Below are 24,133 nucleotides of genomic sequence, written 5' to 3'. Positions count from 1 at the left end.
AGTAAACAAGGCTTTTACAAGCAGCTAATCCTAAATTCGTCATCTAGGTTTATTGGCAAAACCAGTGTATTAAATTGCCTATTAATAGCATCATCACACATATTGTTTAGTTCAGCGCTACCATTACTATACTTACTATTATATTCAACATGAAAAACAGCTTTATTGCTATTTATAAAAGGGGTGAGTAATTCGCACTCTTGATACTCGTAGCATTGCTCGTTTACTGCAAAATCAAAATAACTATGCAGCTCATTTACCTGATGAAGATTGTTTTTTAAGCCAACCGCCAAGCCACGAGTATGCGCCTGATTTGCTATAAAGCGAGTAAATACAAGCTGATCGTTTGCAGTTAAATTAAAGCCCGAATTATTCATATAGCCGTCAACGTTATCGGGCTCTACGCCATCACATCCTTTTTGTACTGCTAAATCTAGACGACTAGCCATTATTGCTTGCACATTAGGTGAGCGAATATCTAACCAACGCTCTCCTTGCCAATTAGCTAAAGAGTTACCTAATTCGTTGATTAAAAATTGGCTTTTATCACTTCGCCACGATTCATAAGAACCCGCTGAAAAATAGCAAATAACCCGCTTACCTTGAGCTTGTAATGTTTGTATTAACTGTACTGGGGAATCGAATAGGTCTATGTCGTAAATATTAACATTGTAGTTAGTATTTATTGTGCCAGTTAGCTGCCATTGCCAGGTGCTCCCCAATGCGGGTTTATACCAGTTACCGGTAGTAATAGGGGCAATTGCAGGCTCGACTTGGCTAGAGGGAGTTGCTGGTGTATTGTCATTTTCACCGCAGCTACTAATACTGATTAGCAGTAAAAATATAACACAGTGGCCTGCGGTTTGTTTATTAAATAAAGACAAAAACATAACATACTCAAACGGTATTAGTAGTTATTAATTTAGCTGAAAACTATTGATATTGCATTAAGGATGTCGATTTTTATATTGAGTATTAGGCCTTCCATGGCCTGCTTAAATTAAATGTTTTTATAGTATGGATAATCACTATAACCAACCTCTGTGCCGCCATACATAGTGGCTGCATCAGCTTCATTTAAAGGCCATTGTTGTTTAATACGCTCAGGTAAATCGGGGTTCGCAATAAAAGGCCGACCAAAAGCAAACAAGTCACCGTAGCCATTATTTAAAATACGCAGTGCTTTATCTACCGTGTATTTTCCTGCATATATAATTCGACCAGAGAACTGCGCTCTAGCTGCTTTATAAAACTGCTCAGGTAAATCAGGTGCGTTATCCCAATCGGCTTCAGCAATCGATAAGTAAGCAATACCTGCTTGTTCAAGTACCTTAATCGCTTCTATGTAGGTATTTTGTGGATCAGACTCGACCAAACCCAAATAAACGCGGGTTTCATCTGTGCTGCTAAAAAGTGGTGCAAAGCGAACGCCTAAGCGATCAGCGCCTACAACCGCGCTCACAGCAGCAACAATTTCTTTTAAAAAACGCAGACGATTAGTAAGTGATCCGCCGTATTGATCGTCACGCACATTAGTGTGCTCTGAAATAAATTGATTAACTAAATAACCGTTAGCACAATGTAGTTCAACGCCGTCAAAGCCGGCTTCTAATGCATTTTTTGCTGCTTGCGCATACATATTAACTAACTCGCTCACTTCATCAGTACTTAAAGCGCGCGGTGTACTTGGTTCACTTAAAGCACCTTGGCCTGGGCCGGTTTCAATAAACACCTTAACGTTGTCAGCTGTAATTGCTGAAGGAGCTATTGGCTTGGCTTCATTAGGTTGCAAACTGGTGTGCGATACACGGCCAACATGCCACAGTTGAGCAAATATAATGCCCCCTTTAGCATGCACTGCTTGAGTTACTTTTTTCCAACCTTCAATTTGCGCCGCAGAATGTATACCTGGAGTCCATGCATAGCCTTGACCTCTTGGCTCTATTTGCGTGCCTTCAGTAACCATAAAACCAGCGCTGGCACGCTGCGCATAATAGGTTGCCATTAAGTCGTTAGGAATATTACCTGGTTGGGTGCTACGAGAACGTGTAAGTGGTGGCATTACTATACGGTTTTTAAGTGTATAAGGGCCAAGTTCTACAGATGAAAATAACGAGCTGGTATCAGAAATAGATTGATTCATTAAAACTCTCTCTTAAAGCAAACTTAGTGGCTTATTACCTCGTAATTAACAAGGTAAAGTATGTTGATGCTTAGCTGTTTAAGCAATGTTGGTAAGCGTAGAGCTTTAAGGGTACAATTTGAAACAACACTTTATTGTTTTAGATACAATTATGAATGGTATTAACCGGCTCGATATTAAACAGCTCAGGGTACTAAATGCCTTGCTTGATTTAAAAAGCTTGTCGCAGGTTGCACGTAAAATGGGCTTAACCCAGCAAGCAATTAGCGAGCAACTGCGTAAACTACGTGATTTATTTGACGATCGTTTGTTTATTCGCCAAGGAAATAGTATGGTGCCAACGCCTAAAGCGTTATCTATGCAGCAACCTATTAGCCATATTTTAAAGCAACTTGAAATGCTGTTAGAGCCCGATGTATTTACACCGCAAACATACAAAGGTGTATTTACTATTAGCGCGACAGACTACGCAACTCAAGCCTTGTTACCGCAGCTTTTTAATATAACTAGGCGAGAAGCCCCCGGATTAAAACTAATAGTGCGCGACTTTGCCTCAGATAATGTTAACCAGCTAATTACGGCGGGCGAGCTTGATTTACTGATTAGTTTTCCTGAATTTATTCCAGATAACTTAGCTTATGTTACTTTGCTTGAAGAGCAGCATTTATGCGTTACAGGTTGTGGCAACAAGCTAACAAATGAGCCGTTAACACTGGCACAAATTGCAGCTTATCCGCAGCTAGTGGTATCACCTTCGCGTGCCAATTTACGTGGCTCTCACGATCAGTGGTTTGCAGCAAAGGGCCTTAAACGCAATATTGTTATGTCGGTACCTAGCTTTTCGGCAGTACCAAACATTCTTCATACAACCGATATGATCGCGTTTTACCCGGCGCGATTACTACCAAACAATAAAGTACAAGAGCTAACCGTGGAAGCATTGCCGCCTTTTAAAGTAATAGCTGCATGGCATCCACGTACCAGTGAAAGCCCAATTCATCGCTGGATACTGGAGCAATTAAAAGTAATTTGAAGTGTGAATAAATTTTAGCGAGCAACACTCGTTTTATAGTGTTACTCGCTAATATAGGAGCTAACGATAACGTAAGCCGTAATTTTAGAGCTTACCTATCGACAAAGATCGCACATCGTTACCTGTTGGCGACTCATGTGCTTTAAGGTAAAACACCGGTAAAATAGCCAGTATATGGTCAAAAATATCAGCTTGAATACCTTCGTACTCTGCCCACACTGTGGTGTTGGTAAAGGTGTAAATCTCGATAGGTAAGCCTTTATTAGTTGGCTCTAATTGCCTTACCATTAGGGTCATATTTTGATGGATTTTAGGGTGTTGTTTTAACAGTTCTATTAAATAATGCCTAAAGGTACCGACGTTAGTTAAGCGGCGGCCATTAAGTAGGCAACTCATATCTTTGCTAGCGTTTTCGGCGCTAATAGATAATATTGTGGTATCTATATATTTGGTTAGTAAATTTGCTTTTCTAAGCTCAGTGAGCTCTTGTTCATTTAAAAAGCGCACACTGTTCATTTCTAAATGAATACTACGTTTTATTCTACGACCGCCCGATTCCGACATGCCGCGCCAGTTTTTGAATGAATCAGAAATAAGCGCATACGTAGGTATTGTAGTGATGGTTTTATCCCAGTTTCTTACCTTTACCGTGGTAAGTGCAATGTCAATTACATCGCCATCAGCGCCATACTTGGGCATTTCTAGCCAATCACCTACCGCTAACATATTATTAGCAGAGAGCTGAATACCTGCCACTAAACCTAAAATAGCATCCTTAAACACCAACAGCATAACGGCTGATAACGCACCTAAACCACTTAATAAAATTAATGGTGATTTATTCATTAATAACGACACAGCTAAAATACCGGTTAATACACTGGCAATTAACTTAATGGTTTGTAATAACCCTCGTATCGGGAAGTGGGCTCTGACTGCGCGCCTATCAGAAATAACCTGAAAAATATCGAGCAACGAAAACAGTGATAGTAAAGAGAAGAGAATGATCCATTGGTCGGTAACCATTTCAATAATATGTAAAAAGCTACTCCCTTCGGGGATCCAAAGCCTAGCTTGAATAACGACAACCGCACCTTGAATTACAAAAGAGATATGTTTTGCAAGTTTAAATGCTAAATCGGCGGGAGTTTTTGCATCAGGCTGAACAATTCTTTCGCTAAAGCGACCTTTAAGAAAGTGCTTAGCTGAGTTTCTGATAATTAAATGTAAAATTATGGCAAAAATGGCGAGCCAGCAAAGTACTAAAATGTCGTACCATAAAAGAGGGTTGGCGGGTAAATATTGGCCAAACCACCCCAGTAAATACTCACGTAGTTCAGCTCTTATATCTGTCATTTAATCTCCGTTTACATCATAAAGTTATTTATTTATTCCAAGGTTATTTAAGCAGAAGGCGTAGTTAAAGTCTATCTTCACTCGGTGCCGATAGACTTTAACTATAAACAGTTCGTTTTATTTTTCAGCAAGTTGTTCACTTAACTCGGCAAAAATACTGGGGTCGTCAATAGTCGATGGAATTTGCAGTTCTTCGCCATCAATAAGCTGGCGTAAGTTTTTGCGTAAAATTTTCCCTGAGCGTGTTTTAGGTAAGCGCTCAACACACATAATATTTTTTAAACACGCGATAGCACCAATTTGGTTACGTACAGATTGCACAAGCTGTTGTTGTACTTCTTGGTGAGAGCCGGTAAAACCGTCTTTCAGTACTATCATCGCCATTGGGTTTTGCCCTTTAAGCGCATCGTTTACACCAAATACAGCACATTCTGCAACCGCAGGGTGGGCGGCAACAATTTCTTCCATTTCGCCGGTAGATAGCCTGTGGCCAGCAACGTTAATTACATCATCGGTACGACCCATAATAAATAAGTAGCCGTCTTCGTCTATGTAGCCACCGTCTCCCGACAAGTAATAGCCTTCATATTCGCTCAGGTAACCTTGTTTATAGCGCTCGGTATTTTGCCAAATTGTAGACAAGCAACCCGGCGGTAAGGGCAGTTTTATTACTACTGCGCCACTTTCGTTAGGGGCACATTCTTCGCCTTCCATATTTAAAATACGTACGTCAAAGCCCGGTGTAGGAACGGTTGAACTACCTGCTTTGGTTTCTAAGTGTTCAATGCCAATAGGGTTGCAAGCAATAGCCCAGCCGGTTTCTGTTTGCCACCAATGATCGAGCACAGGTAGGCCGGTTTTTTCTTTTAACCAACCGTAAGTAGCGGCATCAAGGCGCTCACCGGCTAAAAATAACCGTTTTAAGCTAGATGTATCATATTTTTTAAAACCCTCAGCTTCAGGGTCTTCTTTTTTAATTGCTCTAAATGCAGTAGGCGCGCTAAACAAGGCTGTTACTTTATGCTCCTCTACTACTCGCCAAAATGCACTGGCATCTGGGGTGCGCACTGGTTTGCCTTCGTAAAGTACAGTTGCACAACGATACATTAACGGCGCATATACTATGTATGAGTGACCCACCACCCAGCCAATATCAGACGCAGCCCAAAAAACTTCGCCAGGCTCCATACCATATACGTTTTTCATGCTGTAATTAAGGGCAACAGCATGGCCGCCATTTTCACGTACTACACCTTTAGGTAATCCTGTGGTGCCTGAGGTATATAAAATATATAGCGGATCACTACTACTTACAGGTACAGGGTCAACAGCTTGTGCTGTTTGCATAGCCTTTGCCCAATCAATATCTTGGCCACTATTGAGTGTTGCGGTTGCTTGTTCGCGTTGATAAATTACGCAGTGATCAACTTTATGTGTGGCGCGCTTAATGGCGTCATCTAATAAGGGTTTGTATTGAATAATATTACTTACTTCTACACCACAAGAAGCACTTAATACTAATTTAGGTTTAGCATCATCAATACGCACCGCTAACTCATGAGCTGCAAAGCCACCAAAAACCACAGAGTGCACTGCACCTAAACGAGCACAAGCTAGCATGCCAATCACTGCTTGTGGGATCATGGGCATGTAAATAACCACACGGTCGCCTTTTTGCACACCTAGCGATTGCATTACACCGGCAAACTTAGCCACTTCTTGTTGTAGCTGTGAATAATTATAAGTTTGTTTAGTATTGGTAACAGGAGAGTCGTAAATAAGCGCAGTTTGCTCGCCAAAGCCGGCTTCAACATGTTGGTCAAGTGCTAAGTAGCTAGTATTAAGCTGGCCATCATCAAACCAATGGTATAAGTCATCGCTGTCTTGTGTATAGGCATTTTGGGGTGTTTTATACCAAGGAATACACTTACTTTGTGCTAACCAAAATTCAGCTGGGTTTTGTTTGAAGGCGTTATAGTGCTGTTTATATTGACCTGACATAAATGATCCTAAAACTAAAAAAGAGTGTGAGAGACATTAAAAACTAAGCGTTTTTGCTTAATTATTATATTAGACCTTGGTCGGCTAAAAGCTGAGCAAGGTGGTTGTTTTTTAGTTTGTTTTGCAAGGCCTAATTACGACTTAATACATAGCAAGCTAATTGAAATTGTTATGTTTTTATAAAAAACGTCAATTAAACTCTATTTGTACGGCTTTTTCTTTATTTTCGATAGAAAACTGGCTTGCTTAATTATCAAACTAAGCGTAAAATGCGCGCTCATTTCGGCTTTTAAACTATTAATTCCTTGCCTTAAACCGACCGGCCGAAACGGTAGAAGGCTCTATTAACCGTAAGGAATATCCATGCGTCATTACGAAATCGTATTCATGGTTCACCCTGATCAGAGTGAGCAAGTAACTGGTATGATCGAACGCTATACTGGTTCTATCACTGAAGCTGGTGGTGTTATCCACCGTCTTGAAGACTGGGGCCGTCGTCAACTGGCTTACCCAATCAACAAGCTTCATAAAGCTCATTATGTTCTTATGAACGTTGAAGCACCAACTGAAGTAATCAGCGAGCTAGAAACTACTTTCCGCTACAACGATGCAGTGCTTCGTAACTTAGTTATGCGTACTAAAAACGCGGTAACTGAAGCGTCTCCTCTTGTAAGAGAAGAGAAGAAAGAAGCACCAGCTGCTTAATTGTTTTGAGTCCTAGCATGGCGTTTAACTGGTGATGAATATAAATGGTTAGCCCTTTTATGAATCAACTGGTTTTATCTGGGGTAGTTTGTAAAACTCCCAAGTTAAGCCAAAGTCCTGCTGGTATACCGCATTGTATTTTTGTTATTGAACATAAATCAATGCAAACAGAAGCAGATCTTAACCGTAATAGTTACGTTCGGCTTCAAGTGGTTGCCAGTGGAAAGCAAATGCAACAACAGACTCAACATTTGCACGTTGGGCAGGCATTGCAAGTGAGTGGTTTTTTAAATCGCCACGAAGGTCGTAACGGCCTTAGCCAATTGGTTTTGCATGCTCAGCATATCGAAAGAATTATTTGAGGAATTAATCTCATGGCACGTTATTTCAGACGTCGTAAGTTTTGCCGCTTTAAAGCGGAAGGCGTACAACAAATCGATTACAAAGATCTAGCTACTCTTAGAAACTATGTTACAGAAAGTGGCAAAATCGTACCTAGCCGTATCACAGGTACTAGCGCTAAATATCAGCGCCAGCTAGCAACTGCTATTAAGCGTGCTCGCTACTTAGCCCTTCTTCCATACACTGACTTACATAAGTAAGCAGCGGATTAACACGTTTTTAAAAGGTGTAGAAACATGCAAGTTATTCTACTAGATAAGATCGCTAACCTAGGTGGCCTAGGTGACCAGGTTGTTGTTAAATCTGGCTTCGCACGTAACTTCCTTTTCCCGCAAGGTAAGGCAGTTCCTGCAACTAAAGCAAACATTGAAACATTTGATGCTCGTCGCGCAGAACTTGAAGCGAAAATCGCTGATCAGTTAGTTGCTGCACAAGCACGCGCTGACAAACTTGAAGCATTAGCAGAAGTTACATTAGTATCTAAAGCTGGTGACGAAGGTAAATTATTTGGTTCAATCGGTACTCGTGACATCGCTGACGCTATCTCAGCTGTTGGTGTTGAAGTTGCTAAGTCTGAAGTTCGTCTACCTCTAGGTACTATCCGTGAGACTGGCGAATTTGACGTATCAATCGCAGTACATTCAGAAGTAACGGCTACTATTAAAGTAATCGTTATTGCTGAAGCTTAATTTTTAATTAAGCAAAAAAAGCCGTGCTATTTAGCGCGGCTTTTTTGTGCCTAAAATTTAGCTAGCTGTAGATCTAAAGACACGCTTAATAAAACCTCTTCTAAATCATCTTTCCTTTTTGCAATTATTTTTTCATTTCATTTAAACCTTTTCAAACTGTCATTACGTCTAACTTATCAATACACTTAAATGCTAACCCAGTAATTATAATTTAAAGGCGGCATTACGGATGTTACACGTTAAACCCGAACAGTCGCAATTGTGCGAAGCAGCACTCATTAAGCGTGTTAAGTCGGGGGATCAAGCTGCATACACACTACTTTATGAACTACACATAAAACGAGTATACGGGATATGTTTACGTCTATTAGCTGATCAGTCGTATGCAGAGGATGCGGCCCAAGAAGTGTTTGTACAGGTGTGGCACAAAGTAGCGCAGTTTGATGGGCGCTCGCAGTTCTCTACTTGGCTTTACAGCGTAGCGAGTAATGTTGCTATTAATTACTTACGCAAACAAAAAAATTGGCTGCAAAAAGTGGTGAGTATTGAGCACAGCGGTATGGATGAGCAATCAGTTAACGACTGTAAAGGTTTAAATGGCCTAGATAAATTAATAGTAAGGCTTCCAGAGCGAGCACGTATGGTATTTGTGCTGTTTGCCATTGAAGGCTACAGACACGAGGAAATAGCCGAGCAACTAGGTATGGCTGTTGGCTCAAGTAAGTCGCAATATCATCGTGCTAGGCTGTTATTACAAGAGTGGTATGAAAATGAGTAAAGAAAATTTTGATGACTACTTAAACGAGTCACTCAATACACTTGATAAAGACATAACGCCACGCAAAAATTTATGGCCAGGGATTGAGCGAGCGATTATTAATGCTGAACGCCCTACACAAAAACACACTACTATTTGGCCAAAGTTAACGGCAGTAGCCGCATGCAGTGTTGCGGTTTTAATTGCAGTAAACATCGTTTTTATAACGCCTGAGCCAAAGCCTGCCGTGGCGATAAGTGATTACTTTTTAGCGCAAAAAAACAGTTTGTTAGTTGCGTATAAAAATCAAGACGCACTTACCAGCAATTGGCAAGTGCAATTGCAAGAACTCGAAGAAGCAGAGTTAGCCATAAAGCAGGTTCTTGAAAACGAACCACAAAACCAAGCGCTATTAACTATGTTAGCGCAAATATATCAACAACAACTTGATTTGATTAATAAGGTGCACGCACCTCGTTGGCAGCATATTTAGGAGCATAACATGAAAGCGATTTTACTAGGGTTGAGCTTATTTCCACTGGCGGTATTAGCGGGTGAAAAAATAGATAAGCAAATAGAGGTAGCCAATGGCGGCACTATTTATATTGAAAACCAACGTGGTGATATAAACATAACGGGCTGGGATAAAAACGAATTTAAAGTGTCGGGCGAACTTGATGACAAAGCAGATGGCTATGAGCTTAAAACCAGTGGTGATAAAACCCAGTTTATTGTAAACATGCCACGTAATACGGATTGGGGTAACAGTGGTGATGGTTCAAAGTTAACTATATTTATGCCCAGAAGTAGTGCGCTTGAGTTTGCTGGTGTGAATGTATCTGTCAGTGCAAAAGAGCTACAAAACAGTGCAGAAATAGATGTGGTTAATGGTGAGATAAGCGCAAGTAATTTAGCGGGTAATATTAAACTTACCAGTGTTAATGGCGATGTAAAGGCGCAGAACTTAAGTGGTAATATTGCATTTGAAACCGTAAATGGCGAAATTAACGATAAAAACTCAAGCGGGAAGCTGCGCTTTAGCGCCGTAAATGGTGATATTAAATCAGATTCAACGGCAAGCGATGTTCGCCTTGAAAACGTAAATGGTGATATAGATTTTACTTTGTCGAGCATTAAAAACTTACGAATTAATACCGTTAATGGTGAGGCCGAAGTGCATATTAAAGAGCTGTTAAAGGGCGCAGATGTTCGTTTTGAATCGGTAAGTGGCGATGGTGAATTTTACTTTGCGGCAGATGTATCGGCTAAGTTTGAAGTTGAAGCGCATGCGAATGGCAAAATAATTAATAAAGTGACTAGCGATAAAGTCAGTAAAGCTAAATATGGCCCAGCCAGTAGTTTAAAATTTAGTATTAATGGCGGTAATGCTAACGTTGAAATGAATACAATTAGCGGGCGACTCGAACTACATACTAAATAACATTCGCTACTGGCTATGATTACAAAAAGCAGGAAAAGATTTCCTGCTTTTCTATTTGCACAGCCCCTGCAAGTAGATAGAATAGGCACCATTGTATTTTAGTACTGTGAAGTCATGGCCAAACGAGATAAGCAAGTCGATACCCTTAAAGTTCCTCCCCATTCAATAGAAGCAGAACAATCTGTTTTAGGTGGCTTAATGCTTGATAACCAAGCATTTGACCGCGTAGCAGAGCTTGTTGTATCACAGGATTTTTATACCCGCACGCATAAGCTTATTTTTGAAGCGATGACAACGCTTGCTGAAATTGGCGATCCGATCGATTTAATTACTATTTCAGAGAGCCTAGAAAAAAATAATAAATTAGCAGGAATTGGTGGTTTTGCTTATTTAGCTGAAATAGCCAAAAACACCCCAAGTGCTGCTAATATTGACGCTTACGCAAGTATTGTGCGCGAACGTGCTGTGGTACGTGAAATGATTGGTGTAGCAAATGAAATTGCCGAAGCAGGTTTTAATACCGAAGGGCGCACCAGCCACGATTTGCTCGACTTTGCTGAGAGCAAAGTATTTAAAATTGCTGAGCAACGCACAAAAAATAATGAAGGCCCGCAAAGCATTCATAGCATACTTGAAAAAACAGTTGATAAAATAGAAGAGCTTTATCAATCACCGCAAGACGGTGTAACAGGTGTGAGTACCGGCTATGCCGACCTTGATAAAATGACCACAGGTTTGCAACCATCTGACTTAATTATAGTTGCGGCACGTCCATCTATGGGGAAAACCACTTTTGCGATGAACCTTGCAGAACATGCTGCAATGACCCAAGACAAGCCGGTATTAATTTACTCATTAGAAATGCCTTCAGAACAAATTATGATGAGGATGTTGGCGTCTCTTGGGCGTATTAACCAAACTAAAGTGCGTACTGGTCAGTTAGATGATGACGATTGGGCACGACTTTCATCAACCATGGGTTTGTTGATGGAAAAAGGCAAAATGTACGTTGATGATGCCTCGGGCTTAACACCTACTGATGTACGCTCTCGTGCACGACGTATTGCCCGCGATCATGGTGGTATTAGTATGATCATGGTCGATTACTTGCAATTAATGCGAGTACCTAGCCTTGCTGATAACCGAACGCTTGAAATTGCCGAAATTTCACGTTCACTTAAAGCATTAGCAAAAGAGCTAAAATGTCCGGTTGTTGCGCTTTCGCAGCTTAACCGTACGCTTGAGCAACGTGCCGATAAACGTCCAATTAACTCAGATTTACGTGAGTCGGGCTCTATTGAGCAAGATGCCGATTTAATCATGTTTATTTATCGTGATGAAGTGTACAACGAAGACAGTACCGATAAAGGTATTGCCGAAATAATCATAGGTAAGCAACGTAACGGTCCTATTGGTAAAGTACGTTTAACCTTCCAAGGTCAATTTTCTCGCTTTGATAATTATGCGGGGCCAGCAGTAGATGACGATTATTAATGCGCCTAGCGATAGCCGAAATTAACTTAACAGCACTTGCGCATAATCTTGCGCAAGTTAAGAGCTTTGCGCCTAATAGCAAAGTAATGGCAGTGCTAAAAGCCAATGCCTACGGGCATGGCTTAGTAACCATAGCGCAGCACTTAAACGATGCCGATGCATTTGCTGTGGCACGTATAGATGAAGCGCTGGCACTGCGTGCTGGCGGTTTAACTAAGCCAATTGTATTGTTAGAAGGCTTTTTTGATGAAGCCGATTTACCCATTTTATTAGCTAATAATTTTCAAACCATTATTCATGACGAAAACCAATTAGCGGCACTGGAAAATGCGCAGCTTGAGGCTCCTATAAACTGCTGGTTAAAAATAAATACCGGCATGCATCGATTAGGTATTGCACCAGATCAATTTGATGAGTTTTATAATCGCTTACAAAAAACAGCCAATGCGAATAATACGGTTAATTTAATGACCCATTTTTCGTGCGCGGATGATGTTGATAGCAGTAAAACAATGCAACAAATAGCATTGTTTAATCGCTTGGCAGAAAACGTTGAGCAGGCACATTGTTTATCAAATTCTGCCGGTATTTTAGCTTGGCCAAGTGGCCACGGTGATTGGGTACGCCCAGGGTTAATGCTTTATGGTGTATCGCCTATGGCAAATACCACAGGTAAAACGTATCAATTAGAGCCGGTTATGCGCTTAACCACAAAAGTAATTGCAGTGCGTAATGTAGCTGCCCATGAAGCGGTGGGTTACAGCGGGCGTTGGCAAAGTGATAAGCCGACCCAGTTAGCGGTTGTTGCTATGGGGTATGGTGATGGTTATCCGCGCCATGCGAGGGCGGGCACTCCGGTAATAATAAATAAGCAGCGTTATGGTATTGTAGGTAGCGTAGCTATGGATATGATCACCTTAGATATAGGCAATAATACACATAATATTAAAGTAGGTGACGAGGTAACTATGTGGGGGCCTGAGCTACCAGTAGAAGAAATAGCCCAGTGCGCCGATACTATACCTTACGAGTTATTGTGTAATATTACACCAAGGGTAAGCTATCAGTATCAGCGTTAAACTGCTGGTACTATTACTCTTTTATAAAGTAAATATCGCTAAAGCCCATACGGGCAAACTCTTGATCGCGAAAATTACGCACCGACGCTGAGCCTTTCGAAGTCATTTCGATTTGCTGTACCATAGATAAATAATTAGTAAGATCGATACCTTCAGCGGCGGCAATTGCCTGATACATGTCGTGGTATTTATCTTTAGCGAAATTAATTTCGCGCGGTTGGTTTTTAAATGTATAGGTTATTCTGCGTGCCATATTAAGCTCATTTCGATTGCGAATTAGGGTGATTTTACACTGTATTGAATCACCATTGAATGATTTTTTTAAAATGAAATAATAAAGAGATAAAAATGAAATTAACAGTAGAGATCAGCAAGTACCCACTTCATCAAGACTATATCCCGTTTATAAAAGGCTTTATAGATCGCTTAAACGAGTACGATAATTTAAAAGTAATTACTAATACCTTATCAACGCAAATTTTTGGTGATTACGATTTAGTAATGCAAGTGTTAAGTACCGAAATTAAACGCTCGTATGAAGAGTTTGGTAAAGCTATTTTTGTCTGTAAATTTCTATCTGGCGATTTGTCTCCACAATAACGGCTAATATGCATATTAGTAGTAACACGGAACCACACAATATGGATTTTTTAACACAAACCTTAAGCGGTTTTACAGCAATGTCGCATTGGGAGTATATTGCAGTGGGGCTGTCTATGGCTTATTTATTATTAGCAATAAAAGAGAGTTTATGGTGTTGGCCAGCCGCATTTTTTAGCACCCTTATTTATACTATTATGTATTGGAATGGCGCGTTATTAATGGAGTCGTTACTGCATTTTTATTATATGTATATGGCGGTGTTTGGTTGGCTAGTATGGCGTAAAGGCAAAACTAACAACGATAGTTTAAGTATTACCTCATGGTCAATGAATCGTCATATAATATTGATAATAGTGACCAGCATAGTTGCTCTTGCCATTGGTTACTTTATGAAAAATTACACCCATGCAGACTTTGCTTACCTTGATAGCTTTACAACCTGTTTTGCGGTAGTTACTACTTATTTAGTGGCAAAAAAAGTACTCGAAAATTGGCTGTATTGGATTGTAATAGATGCCGCGTCTATGTATTTATATTACGAAAAAGGCTACTACCCAACGCTCGCGCTCTTTATTTTTTACACCATAGTGGCTGCGTGGGGGTTTAAAACTTGGTACGAAGAGTACGAGCAAAAACAAGCTAAACCTATAGCGCAGTTATAAGACATTCATGCAGTCAATTAGCGATATTATCAACGGGTTTAATGCACAATTAACACTACTTAGTAGTGAGCGATTACATAGTGGTTTAAGCAATGACAACTTTTTAGTGCGCGCTGCGCTAAATAATCAACAGTATGCTTATTTATTAAAAAGTTACCGCGATCACTGGCCTACATTAGGCTTAGCTGCACAAGCTCGATTTGCACAGCTGCAATTGTGCCCTAAACCACTTTGGTTAGACAAAGCTAACAGGCTCGCTATTTTTGAATACATAGAAGGCGACACAGCCCAAAGCAATTATACCCCTGAGCTAATTAAAAAGTTGGTTGGCTTACATTGTCATAATGTGGTTAGCGAGGCGATGAATATAAAGCAAGAGCTGGATTTTTATCAACATACAGCGTTATATCAACAATATAGCCAAACTGTAGGTGTGGCGGTAGCAGAAATAGAAAAGCTACCACGTGATGAAGGCTTTTGTCATAATGACTTAGTAAAAGAAAACATCATAGAGAACCCGCAAGGCATGTTTTTAATCGATTTTGAGTACGCCAAAACCAACGACGTTTACTTTGATTTAGCCGCAATAGCTGTAAGTTTTGAACTAGACAGGGAAGGTAAGCAACGGTTACTTAAAACCTATCAACAGCAGTTACCGCTTTCGCAACGCTTTTACTGCTCTATTAATAAGCTAGAGTATTATCAAGTAGTGTTTTTAGTACTGTGTGTTTGCTGGTATAGCGATCGCTCAATAAATGAAAAAGTGATGCCTCTGTGCGCGCAATTAGACGCATTAATAGCGCTGCAACATTAACTTATCTCTTTAGTGGCTAATTTTAGCTAGTGACCCACTTGGTTTTTAGCAACAAATAGCTGATTTACCAGCTACCACTAAGTCTTTTATTTAAAAGCGTTTAAATAATAAGCATATGAACGAATGACGCTAGCATTTACCTTTAGATGTCTTTATCATTACGCATGCCAAAGCATTGATATCGCGAGTTGATGTGGCGGCAACAAATGTGCTCTCGTGGTGAAATGGATATCACGTGGCCCTCCGGAGGCTGAGTTGTAGGTTCGATCCCTACCGAGAGCGCCATTTGCATTCCTCTAATACACTTGCTAACTTTTAGTATTATCCTTTAAAAAATATTCATTATGACTTATCTACCAATTAAATGTGGCGACTACGATCAGCTTGAGCTTTATTGCATGCGTGCAAATAAAGTGGCTATCACATTAGATACCCAAACCTTAGTGGGTGTTGCTAAAACCTTAGAAAATATTAAAGGCGAAGGCGAGTTTTTGGTGCTGCAAGAGCCAACAAACAAAATAATAAAAATACGGCTAGATAAAATTAAAACGATTTCACTCGCTTAGTTTGTAGCTATTTATTACTAGTAAAAACTTTAAAAGTAGACATTTAAGGTTAAAAAGTGCTATTTAAGAGACACGCCTTATAATTGTAGAACCTCCCACACTTATGCTTATCACTTTACCTATATCTGAGCTTGTCCCTGGCATGTTTGTTGACAATGTTACCAAGCAGCATGAAAGCATTAGTAGTATAAAAATCAAAACCAGTGGACTAGTGCGTGATAAGTCAATAATTAAGCGTTTAGTAACAGAAGGGGTGCTAGAGCTACTCATTGATTTTACTAAAAGTGATGTTGAGATACCCGCCAAATACAAACCGAAAAATAAAGCTAAAGTAGCTAGCAGCCAAGAAAAGCCAGCTAAAGCTGCTCTCGCTATATCGGTAGAGCAAGAGTTTGCAAAAGCGAGCGTAAGCTATGAGCAGCATAATCGCAAAATACAGGCTTTATACGGTGACTTAACAGCAGGGCTTGCGCTTAATATAAATGTGTTGGATGAAATTGCCGGTGAAATAGTGGCATCGGTATTTAGAAACCCCAATGCAATGACCATTCTTACCCGCCTTAAAGACAAACACAGCTATAATTGGCGTCATATGATCAACTGCGCCATTTTTGCAGCAGTATTTGCTAAATACTTAGGCTATGAAGAGCCTACTGTGCAGCAGCTTGCAATGGGGGCATTGCTGCATGATTTAGGACAGGCAAAGGTGCCGCAGGGTATATTATCAAAGCAGACTAAAGTCACTAATAATGAGTTTGCAGCAATAAAAAAACATGTTGTACAAAGTTTAGGTTTAGTTAAAGGCGAAAAAGGGATCACACCGTTAATGCTTGATATGATAGTGAATCATCATGAGCGATTAGATGGTTCGGGTTATCCGCGAGGCCTTAATGCAGAGAAATTAAGTCGCCCTGCACGTATAATGGCTATTGTAGATGTGTATGACGCGATAACAGCAGATAGGCCTCACCAAGTCGGTGACGAGCCAATAAACGCACTGCGTTATTTGCTCGCTAACAAACAACTGTTTGACGCTGAATTAGTACAACACTTTATTAAATGTTTGGGTGTGCATCCGGTAGGTACTATTGTAAAGCTGACCAATGAACGTTTAGCACTGGTACTTGAGGGCAATAACCTTAATCCCATTAAACCTAAAGTTAAACTATTTTATAATGCGAAGCATGGCCACCATGTTACGCCAAAAGATATTGATTTGAGCGACCTGAGCCAAGAGCTTAAAATTATTGCCAGTGTTAAGCCCCTTGATTATCAGATTAACTTGTCTCGTTTATTAAAAGAGCACTTACTTTTATAGCGTTAGTACATTTGCGTTTTTGGCTTTGTTTAGCCGAAATAAACGCACCTAAAAAGCAACTTGCCATTAATATTAACCACAATAAAGTACCAAGCTCTACATGCAGCGCTAAACAGCAAAATGTTAGCGAGATTAATGCACAAGTAATAGCCCCCAACCAAAAGTGATTAACTGGATTGTCACATTGCCCAGCACGAGTACACGCACAATAGTTTGCTTTATAAAAACAAAATACACTTGCGCCACAAAAAATAAGCCCAGTCAAAATAAGTAAAATGCTCACCGTTTTCTCTCATCATCGTTTTATAGAGAGTGTAGATTGCAGCGCATTTCAAGTCAATTCAAATGAGAATCAATTACAATTAGAGCTTGTGCTCTAATAGCACACTTCTAGTCCGATGAGTTTTAATAAGTTGTTAAATGGTCGTTAAAAAACGTGTTTTTTACTGTTTTTTGACGTGTTTGTAGAGTTTTTTATAAAAAATTAATGTAGTGTGATCAGGTTTGAAATCCTAATAACAACACACATAGCTACCCAAACAATAAGTTTGGTTAAGGAAACAACAATGAAATTTACTAAAACTCTAATCGCAGCGTCGCTGGTACTTGTTTCAGCAGATAGTTTTGCTGCAGCATTTCAGTTATCTGAGCAAAATGCCTCAGGACTCGGTCGCGCCTATGCAGGTGAAGCTTCAATCGCAGACGATGCGTCTGTAGTAGCTCGTAACCCAGCATTAATGTCACTATTTAAAGAAAAACAAATATCAGTGGCGGGTATTGCTGTACTTCCAGATGTAAGCTTAAAAGGCACTGATACAAATAACGGTTTAGATCCAAGCGTGCTAAATAATGACAGCATCGCTCCTAATGCAATTGTACCTGCGGGTTACTTTACCATGCCAGTTAACGATAAAGTGTCAGTTGGCTTTGGTGCATTTTCTAACTTTGGCTTAGCCACAGAATTTAATGGTGACTATGCTGCAGGCCAAATAGCTGGTGAAACAGAAATTGTAACAGTTAACTTCAATGCCAGCGTTGCTTATAAAGTAACAGAGCAATTTAGTTTTGGTATTGGCTTAAACTATATTTATGCAGATGCAACGATAATTCGAAAAGTGGGTGCGAACCCTAATATTCCAGCTTCAACTGATGCGGTTCACTTAGAAGGTGACGATACTGGTTTAGGTTTAAATTTAGGCTTAATGTATCAACTTGATGAAAACAGCCGCTTTGGTTTTAACTACCGCAGCGAAACCGATATTACTTTTGAGGGGACTTTCTCAAGCGCAGCTAAATTATTACCTGAAATGCCAGGTTCTGTTGAAATTACACTACCAGCTATTGCTGAATTTTCTGGTTCTCATCAGTTAGATGAAAAGCTTGGTTTACACTACAGTGTAATGTGGACAGGTTGGAGCAGCTTTGACAAGTTAGAAGCAAAAGTAAACGGACCAGCAGGTGAGTTTACAGGATTTGAGAAAGAAGAAAATTTCTCAGATTCTATGCGCTACGCAATAGGTTCTGATTACCAGTACAGTGAAAACCTATTATTACGTGCCGGTGTTGCGTTTGATGAGTCACCAGCGGATAAAAACCATATGTCGATTTCTATCCCAGATACAGACCGCTTTTGGTTCTCGTTTGGTGGTAACTACGCAATTGATCAACATTCAGACTTTGATTTAGGTGTGAGTGTACTACGTGGTAAAACACAAAACTTCACTGAAAAAGATAATTCACAGCAAGAATGGTCTTTTGAATCAAAAGGTCATGCATTGCTAGTTGGTGCTCAGTACAACTATAAGTTTTAATGCTTGCCTAGAGCCTAGAGCCTAGAGCCTAGAGCCTAGAGCCTAGAGCCTAGAGCCTAGAGTCAAAAAAAGCCGCGCTATGAAATTACATAGCGCGGCTTTTTAATGCCTATATAAATGTTCCGGGCTAATGCCCGGAAACTAAATTATAAGCTTTCTATTTTTGCTTTTTGCTCAAGTAGCTTAGTTTTAGCATCGCTAAACTCAGCTAGTTTGGCATTTTCTTTAGCAAGTACAGCTTCTGGTGCGTTGTTAACAAACTTTTCGTTAGCGAGTTTATTTTGCACTTGTGCTAGGCCTTTTTCGGCTTTTTCGAGTTGTTTATTAATACGTGAAAGCTCGGCTTCTACGTCAATTAAACCCGCCATTGGGATCATAATTTCAAGATTACCAACATAAGACGCTGCACACGCAGGCGCATCATCTTTATTTTCGAGCATGGTGAACTCTTCAATTTTTGCAAGTGATGCTAAAAATGAGTTGTTCTCCTCAATGCGGCGCACGTCGTCGCTCGAAGCATTTGCAAGTAATACGCTAAGCGGCTTGCTTGGGCTAATGTCCATTTCACCACGAATGTTACGAATTGCTAAAATGAATTGTTTAACCCACTCTAAATCGTCCATTGCTTTGGCATCAACGCTAGCTGCATTATAAACAGGGAATGCTTGTACCATAATACTGGTGTTCTCTGTTTCAAGGCCTGCAAGTGGTGCTACACGTTGCCAAATAGTTTCGGTGATGTATGGCATCATTGGGTGCATTAAACGCAACAAGCTTTCAAGTACGGTAATTAGTGTATTACGTGTACCGCGTTGCTGTGCTTCACTGCCTTTAAATAATACCGGTTTAGTTAGTTCTAAGTACCAATCGCAAAATTGGTGCCAAGTAAACTCGTACAGGGTGTTAGCAGCTAAGTCAAAGCGGTAATTATCTAAATGCTCAGTATAACTTTTAACAGTTGACTCAAATTGACCTAAAATCCAGCGATCGGCTAACGACAACTCTTTTTGTGCATCGGTTGCAAAACCACAGTCTTGCTCTTCTGTGTTCATTAATACGTAACGACTCGCGTTCCATAGTTTGTTACAGAAGTTACGGTAGCCTTCAAGGCGGTTCATATCCCAGTTAATATCGCGACCGGTAGAAGCCATTGCTGCAAGCGTAAAGCGAAGGGCATCGGTGCCGTGTGCTTCAATGCCGCCAGCGAATACTTTGCGGGTATCTTTTTCGATTTTAGCCGCTAATTTTGGCTGCATCATGTTACCAGTACGCTTTTGTACTAACTCTTCAAGTTCAATGCCGTCAATCATGTCCAGTGGGTCAAGTACGTTACCTTTTGACTTAGACATTTTATCGCCGTTGTCGTCACGTATTAAACCAGTTACATACACGGTTTTAAACGGCACTTGTGGTTTACCATTTTCGTCTTTTATAAAGTGCAGCGTCATCATGATCATACGCGCAACCCAGAAGAAAATAATATCAAAACCAGTTACCAGCACGTCAGACGGGTGGAAGGTTTTTAAATCATCAGTGTTTGCAGGCCAACCTTGAGTTGAGAACGTCCAAAGCGCTGATGAGAACCAGGTATCAAGTACGTCTTCGTCTTGGCTTAGTGTTACGCTGTCTGCAATGTTATTTTCGCGGCGTACTTCAGCTTCATCGCGACCAACAAATACGTTGCCTTCGCTGTCGTACCAAGCTGGAATGCGGTGGCCCCACCAAAGCTGGCGTGAAATACACCAATCTTGTACGTCGTTCATCCACGAAAAGTACATGTTTTCGTATTGTTTAGGTACAAATTGAATGTCGCCGTTTTTAACCGCTTCTTTAGCCGGCTCTGCAAGAGGTGCAACACGTACATACCATTGGTCGGTAAGCAGTGGCTCAATTACCACACCCGAGCGGTCGCCGTAAGGAACGGTTAAACCATGATCTTCAATTTTTTCAAGTAAGCCTAGTTCTTCAAATTCAGCTACAATCGCTTTACGCGCAGCAAAACGGTCAAGCCCGTGTAGGCGCTCAGGAATTGGTGCATCAAACTCAAGTTCTTTGCCATCAAAGCTGTAGGTTTCGCCTTGAGTAAGAATAGCGGCGTCTTTATCGAAAATGTTGATCATCGGCATTTTGTGACGCTTGCCTACTTCGTTATCGTTAAAGTCGTGCGCTGGGGTTATTTTTACACAGCCCGTACCTTTATCTTTATCGGCATGTTCATCGGCTACAATTTTAATACGGCGATTAACAATGGGTAATAAAATCTCTTTACCAATTAAATCTAAGTAGCGTTCGTCATCAGGGTTTACTGCAACGCCCGAGTCGCCCAACATAGTTTCTGGGCGAGTTGTTGCTACCACTATGTAGTCTTTACCATCTTGAGTTTTAACACCGTCGGCTAGTGGGTAACGTAAGTTCCACATGTGGCCTTGCTTGTCTTTGTTTTCAACTTCAAGATCAGAAATAGCAGTGTGTAATTTAGGATCCCAGTTTACTAGGCGTTTGCCACGGTAAATTAGGTTTTCTTTATGCAGGCGTACAAACACTTCTTTAACGGCTTCAGATAGGCCATCGTCCATGGTAAAACGTTCACGATCCCAATCAACCGATGCGCCAAGGCGACGAAGTTGTTTAGTGATTGTGCCGCCAGATTCTTTTTTCCATTCCCAGATTTTATTAATAAAATCTTCGCGACCTAAATCGTGGCGTGTTTTGCCTTCCTCAGCATGCAGCTTACGCTCAACCAACATTTGCGTTGCAATACCTGCGTGGTCAGTACCTACTTGCCATAATGTGTTGTTACCTTGCATACGCTTAAAGCGCGTTAAGGTATCCATTATGGTGTCTTGGAAAGCGTGGCCCATGTGTAAGCTACCAGTGACATTTGGCGGCGGGATCATAATTGAATACGGGACGCCTTGGCCAGATGGTTTAAAGTAGCCTTTTTCTTCCCAGCCTTGGTATAGAGACTGTTCAATATCTTGCGGATTGTAGGTTTTATCCATTACACAGAACCTTAAATAAGTACTTAAATTAGTTGGTTAGCTATTTTACTAAAAGTGTTTTTAGTTATTAATATCTTGCGTGGTGATGTTAGCACCGAGTTGGCGTAGCTTTTTAAAACGCTCACGAGCTGCTTGTTTAGCAACGGCTTCTACGGGTACAAAATCAAAAACTTGGTTAAAGCGGCGAATAAAATCCGGTAAGTTATTAGCCAAGTTAATTAAAACTTTACGATTGCCAACAGGGGGCGTAGTACCAATTTCTACCGGTGCGCCGCCTTTTGGGCCTTCACCTTGTAGGTTATGAGGTACAAAACTGTCGGGATCAAATGCCCAAAGTGTTTCATCAATGGCAAAGGCGGTATTTTCGTTATCTACACAAATAAATACACGTTGGCCAAGCCGATACTGATCAGCGGCAATTTGAGCCGCCAAAGCCAAATGATCATCAGGCTTAGCCAGCGACTCATCTTGTTGCTTTAGAACGAAAAATTGGGCGTTCATGTTCATTGTATCGGGGTTTCCCATGACATTGAATGTGTAGCTAGTTAATACACATAAATTAAGAGGCTGATTTTGCCATATAACGGGTTTTGCTTCAATTAATACCCAAATAAATAAGGCGCCAAACGGCGCCTTAATAAGTAGCTAAGCGGTATGCTTAATCTTGAGCGGCTTCGTTTACGCCGGCTCTGTTTAATAAATATTGAGTAAGCATAGGAACGGGGCGGCCTGTTGCGCCTTTTTTAGCGCCACTGCGCCATGCCGTGCCTGCAATATCTAAATGTGCCCAGTTGTACTTTTTAGTAAACTTAGATAAAAAACACGCTGCGGTAATAGTACCAGCTGCACGGCCCCCTAAGTTAGTAAAGTCGGCAAATGGGCTCTCTAGTTGATCTTGATAGTCGTCCCATAGCGGTAGTTGCCATGCACGGTCGCCACTTTGCTCCGATGCTTTTAACAACTCATGCGCAAGCGGATTATGGTTAGAGAGTAAACCGGTTGCATGTGCGCCTAGTGCTACAATACAAGCACCTGTTAATGTGGCTACATCAATAACGGTTTCTGGCTCAAAACGCTCTACATAGGTTAGTGCATCACATAATACTAAGCGCCCTTCGGCATCAGTATTTAATACTTCAACGGTTTGTCCCGACATAGTGGTTAAAATGTCACCTGGGCGATATGCATTTGGCCCCGGCATATTTTCGCAGCCGGCTAAAATACCAATCACGTTAATAGGTAACTGCATTTGTGCCAGTGCACGCATTGCACCAATAACACCTGCAGCACCGCCCATGTCGTATTTCATTTCGTCCATGCCTTCGCCAGGTTTTAATGAAATACCGCCCGAATCGAAGGTTAAGCCTTTACCAACTAATACGATAGGAGCTTGATCATCTGCGCCGCCTTTGTAGTTAATTACCGACATAACCGATTCGTTCACACTGCCGCGACCAACAGCTAAGTAAGAGTTCATACCTAGCTCAGCCATTTGCTCTTCGCCGATTAGATCAACAGTAATGTTGTCAAAATTAGTTGCTAGCTGTTGTGCTTGCTCGCCTAAATACGCAGGGTTACAAATATTAGGTGGCATATTTGCTACGTCTTTACACAGCTTACTACCGGCAGCAATAGCTAAACCATGCTCAATAGCGCTTTCGCCTATAGTTAGCTCGCGACGCGTTGGAACATTAAACACCATTTTACGCAGTGGACGACGTGGGTCTACTGTTTTACTTTTTAGTTGATTAAAGGTGTATAAACAATCTTGGGTGGTTTCTACTGCTTGGCGCACTTTCCAGTAGGTATCGCGACCTTTAACGTGTTGCTCTGTTAAAAAGCATACCGCTTCCATAGAGCCGGTGTCGTTTAAGGTATTAATTGTTTTAGAAATAATTTGTTTATATTGCTTATCGTCAAGCTCGCGCTCTTTACCACACCCTACAAGCAATATGCGCTCGCTTAAGATGTTTGGTACATGATGCAATAATAAAACTTGGCCCGGCTTTCCTTCTAGGTCACCTCGGCGAAGTAAATTTGAGATATAACCATCACTGATTTTATCGAGTTGTTCACCAATGGGGGATAACCGACGAGGCTCGTATACACCAACTACAATACATGCGCTACGTTGTTTTTCTGGGCTACCACTTTTTACGTTAAATTCCATTGTCACTCCTGATTTTGAGTCATCTTTAGAAGCTAAGCAGAAACTAAAAATATTTTTAGTCTTATATACCTAAATTATTTAGGTGTA

The 24,133-nt window shown here is 40.8% G+C and carries 25 protein-coding genes and 1 tRNA gene; 17 read left to right on the top strand and 9 right to left on the bottom strand.

Features of this window, described 5'->3' with window-relative positions; translation table 11 throughout:
* Positions 1–14: 14 nt before the first annotated feature.
* Entirely contained in the window at positions 15–890 is an 876-nt protein-coding gene (locus tag RB215_RS11920) for an endo alpha-1,4 polygalactosaminidase (protein WP_208834257.1), read from the bottom strand.
* Positions 891–1,000: 110 nt separating this feature from the next.
* Positions 1,001–2,143 carry an alkene reductase gene (locus RB215_RS11915; protein ID WP_197181769.1) on the bottom strand — a complete coding sequence of 381 codons (1,143 nt, stop codon included), beginning with the start codon at positions 2,141–2,143 and terminating at the stop codon, positions 1,001–1,003.
* A 118-nt stretch (positions 2,144–2,261) separates the two neighbouring features.
* Between RB215_RS11915 and RB215_RS11910 the strand changes: the two genes are divergently transcribed.
* Positions 2,262–3,176: a LysR family transcriptional regulator gene (locus RB215_RS11910; protein ID WP_309216473.1), complete on the top strand. Its 915-nt coding sequence runs from the start codon at positions 2,262–2,264 to the stop codon at positions 3,174–3,176.
* Positions 3,177–3,260: 84 nt separating this feature from the next.
* On the opposite strand, the gene RB215_RS11905 is transcribed toward RB215_RS11910, so the two are convergent.
* Together RB215_RS11905 and RB215_RS11900 are read right to left on the bottom strand one after the other, a co-directional pair.
* Positions 3,261–4,532 (bottom strand): mechanosensitive ion channel domain-containing protein, encoded by a 1,272-nt coding sequence (locus RB215_RS11905; protein ID WP_309216472.1) that lies wholly within the window; start codon positions 4,530–4,532, stop codon positions 3,261–3,263.
* 117 nt (positions 4,533–4,649) lie between these two features.
* Positions 4,650–6,533 (bottom strand): propionyl-CoA synthetase, encoded by a 1,884-nt coding sequence (locus tag RB215_RS11900; protein ID WP_309216470.1) that lies wholly within the window; start codon positions 6,531–6,533, stop codon positions 4,650–4,652.
* 363 nt (positions 6,534–6,896) lie between these two features.
* Here RB215_RS11900 and rpsF point away from each other — a divergent pair, with 363 nt between their 5' ends.
* The 9 genes from rpsF (at position 6,897) to alr (ending at position 13,100) form a co-directional block, all read left to right on the top strand.
* Entirely contained in the window at positions 6,897–7,238 is a 342-nt protein-coding gene (gene rpsF / locus RB215_RS11895; RefSeq protein WP_011329092.1) for a 30S ribosomal protein S6, read from the top strand.
* Between the two features lie 44 nt (positions 7,239–7,282).
* The gene (gene priB, locus RB215_RS11890; RefSeq protein ID WP_041454555.1) at positions 7,283–7,600 is read left to right on the top strand and encodes a primosomal replication protein N; all 318 of its coding nucleotides are present in this window, start codon (positions 7,283–7,285) and stop codon (positions 7,598–7,600) included.
* Between the two features lie 12 nt (positions 7,601–7,612).
* Positions 7,613–7,840 carry a 30S ribosomal protein S18 gene (rpsR, locus tag RB215_RS11885; RefSeq protein WP_002962753.1) on the top strand — a complete coding sequence of 76 codons (228 nt, stop codon included), beginning with the start codon at positions 7,613–7,615 and terminating at the stop codon, positions 7,838–7,840.
* A 36-nt stretch (positions 7,841–7,876) separates the two neighbouring features.
* Entirely contained in the window at positions 7,877–8,329 is a 453-nt protein-coding gene (rplI, locus tag RB215_RS11880; RefSeq protein WP_011329089.1) for a 50S ribosomal protein L9, read from the top strand.
* A gap of 229 nt (positions 8,330–8,558) precedes the next feature.
* Positions 8,559–9,107, top strand: a complete 549-nt coding sequence (locus RB215_RS11875) for a sigma-70 family RNA polymerase sigma factor (protein WP_309216468.1) — start codon at positions 8,559–8,561, stop codon at positions 9,105–9,107.
* On the top strand, positions 9,094–9,579 hold the full coding sequence (locus RB215_RS11870) for a hypothetical protein (RefSeq protein WP_080516819.1): 486 nt from the start codon (positions 9,094–9,096) through the stop codon (positions 9,577–9,579). Before RB215_RS11875 ends, RB215_RS11870 begins: the two co-directional genes overlap by 14 nt.
* 9 nt (positions 9,580–9,588) lie before the next feature.
* Entirely contained in the window at positions 9,589–10,527 is a 939-nt protein-coding gene (locus RB215_RS11865) for a DUF4097 family beta strand repeat-containing protein (protein ID WP_309216466.1), read from the top strand.
* A gap of 114 nt (positions 10,528–10,641) precedes the next feature.
* Positions 10,642–12,021, top strand: a complete 1,380-nt coding sequence (dnaB, locus tag RB215_RS11860; protein WP_041454554.1) for a replicative DNA helicase — start codon at positions 10,642–10,644, stop codon at positions 12,019–12,021.
* Positions 12,021–13,100 (top strand): alanine racemase, encoded by a 1,080-nt coding sequence (gene alr / locus RB215_RS11855; RefSeq protein ID WP_086997797.1) that lies wholly within the window; start codon positions 12,021–12,023, stop codon positions 13,098–13,100. The genes dnaB and alr overlap by 1 nt, the downstream gene beginning before the upstream one ends.
* Positions 13,101–13,113: 13 nt before the next feature.
* Here alr and RB215_RS11850 read toward each other — a convergent pair whose 3' ends face one another.
* Positions 13,114–13,353 (bottom strand): DUF2960 domain-containing protein, encoded by a 240-nt coding sequence (locus tag RB215_RS11850; protein WP_011329083.1) that lies wholly within the window; start codon positions 13,351–13,353, stop codon positions 13,114–13,116.
* A gap of 95 nt (positions 13,354–13,448) precedes the next feature.
* Here RB215_RS11850 and RB215_RS11845 point away from each other — a divergent pair, with 95 nt between their 5' ends.
* The 6 genes from RB215_RS11845 (at position 13,449) to RB215_RS11820 (ending at position 17,063) form a co-directional block, all read left to right on the top strand.
* On the top strand, positions 13,449–13,700 hold the full coding sequence (locus tag RB215_RS11845) for a hypothetical protein (protein WP_011329082.1): 252 nt from the start codon (positions 13,449–13,451) through the stop codon (positions 13,698–13,700).
* A gap of 41 nt (positions 13,701–13,741) precedes the next feature.
* A complete protein-coding gene (pnuC, locus tag RB215_RS11840; protein ID WP_041454551.1) occupies positions 13,742–14,365 on the top strand; it encodes a nicotinamide riboside transporter PnuC in 624 nt (207 codons plus the stop codon).
* Between the two features lie 7 nt (positions 14,366–14,372).
* Positions 14,373–15,179 carry a phosphotransferase gene (locus RB215_RS11835; protein WP_309216462.1) on the top strand — a complete coding sequence of 269 codons (807 nt, stop codon included), beginning with the start codon at positions 14,373–14,375 and terminating at the stop codon, positions 15,177–15,179.
* A gap of 210 nt (positions 15,180–15,389) precedes the next feature.
* Positions 15,390–15,464: transfer RNA gene (locus tag RB215_RS11830), tRNA-Arg, on the top strand.
* A 59-nt stretch (positions 15,465–15,523) separates the two neighbouring features.
* The gene (locus tag RB215_RS11825) at positions 15,524–15,745 is read left to right on the top strand and encodes a Rho-binding antiterminator (protein WP_041454550.1); all 222 of its coding nucleotides are present in this window, start codon (positions 15,524–15,526) and stop codon (positions 15,743–15,745) included.
* 103 nt (positions 15,746–15,848) lie between these two features.
* Positions 15,849–17,063 (top strand): HD-GYP domain-containing protein, encoded by a 1,215-nt coding sequence (locus tag RB215_RS11820; protein WP_011329078.1) that lies wholly within the window; start codon positions 15,849–15,851, stop codon positions 17,061–17,063.
* Here RB215_RS11820 and RB215_RS11815 read toward each other — a convergent pair.
* Positions 17,023–17,346, bottom strand: a complete 324-nt coding sequence (locus RB215_RS11815; protein WP_309216459.1) for a hypothetical protein — start codon at positions 17,344–17,346, stop codon at positions 17,023–17,025. The two genes, RB215_RS11820 and RB215_RS11815, sit on opposite strands and share 41 nt — an antisense overlap.
* Before the next feature lie 283 nt (positions 17,347–17,629).
* Here RB215_RS11815 and RB215_RS11810 point away from each other — a divergent pair, with 283 nt between their 5' ends.
* Complete coding sequence (locus RB215_RS11810; RefSeq protein WP_011329076.1) at positions 17,630–18,874, top strand: outer membrane protein transport protein; 1,245 nt, start codon at positions 17,630–17,632, stop codon at positions 18,872–18,874.
* Between the two features lie 146 nt (positions 18,875–19,020).
* Here the strand turns inward: RB215_RS11810 and RB215_RS11805 are convergent, their stop codons facing one another.
* The 3 genes from RB215_RS11805 to pepA form a co-directional block, all read right to left on the bottom strand.
* Complete coding sequence (locus RB215_RS11805; RefSeq protein WP_309216458.1) at positions 19,021–21,876, bottom strand: valine--tRNA ligase; 2,856 nt, start codon at positions 21,874–21,876, stop codon at positions 19,021–19,023.
* A gap of 60 nt (positions 21,877–21,936) precedes the next feature.
* Positions 21,937–22,383, bottom strand: a complete 447-nt coding sequence (locus RB215_RS11800; RefSeq protein ID WP_011329074.1) for a DNA polymerase III subunit chi — start codon at positions 22,381–22,383, stop codon at positions 21,937–21,939.
* Positions 22,384–22,534: 151 nt separating this feature from the next.
* The gene (gene pepA / locus RB215_RS11795) at positions 22,535–24,046 is read right to left on the bottom strand and encodes a leucyl aminopeptidase (protein WP_011329073.1); all 1,512 of its coding nucleotides are present in this window, start codon (positions 24,044–24,046) and stop codon (positions 22,535–22,537) included.
* Positions 24,047–24,133 lie beyond the last annotated feature (87 nt).

The organism is Pseudoalteromonas sp. HL-AS2 (assembly GCF_031198805.1).
Lineage (GTDB): Bacteria > Pseudomonadota > Gammaproteobacteria > Enterobacterales > Alteromonadaceae > Pseudoalteromonas > Pseudoalteromonas nigrifaciens.
Note: the sequence above shows the minus strand (reverse complement) of the source record. Positions and strands in the feature narration are given on the sequence as shown.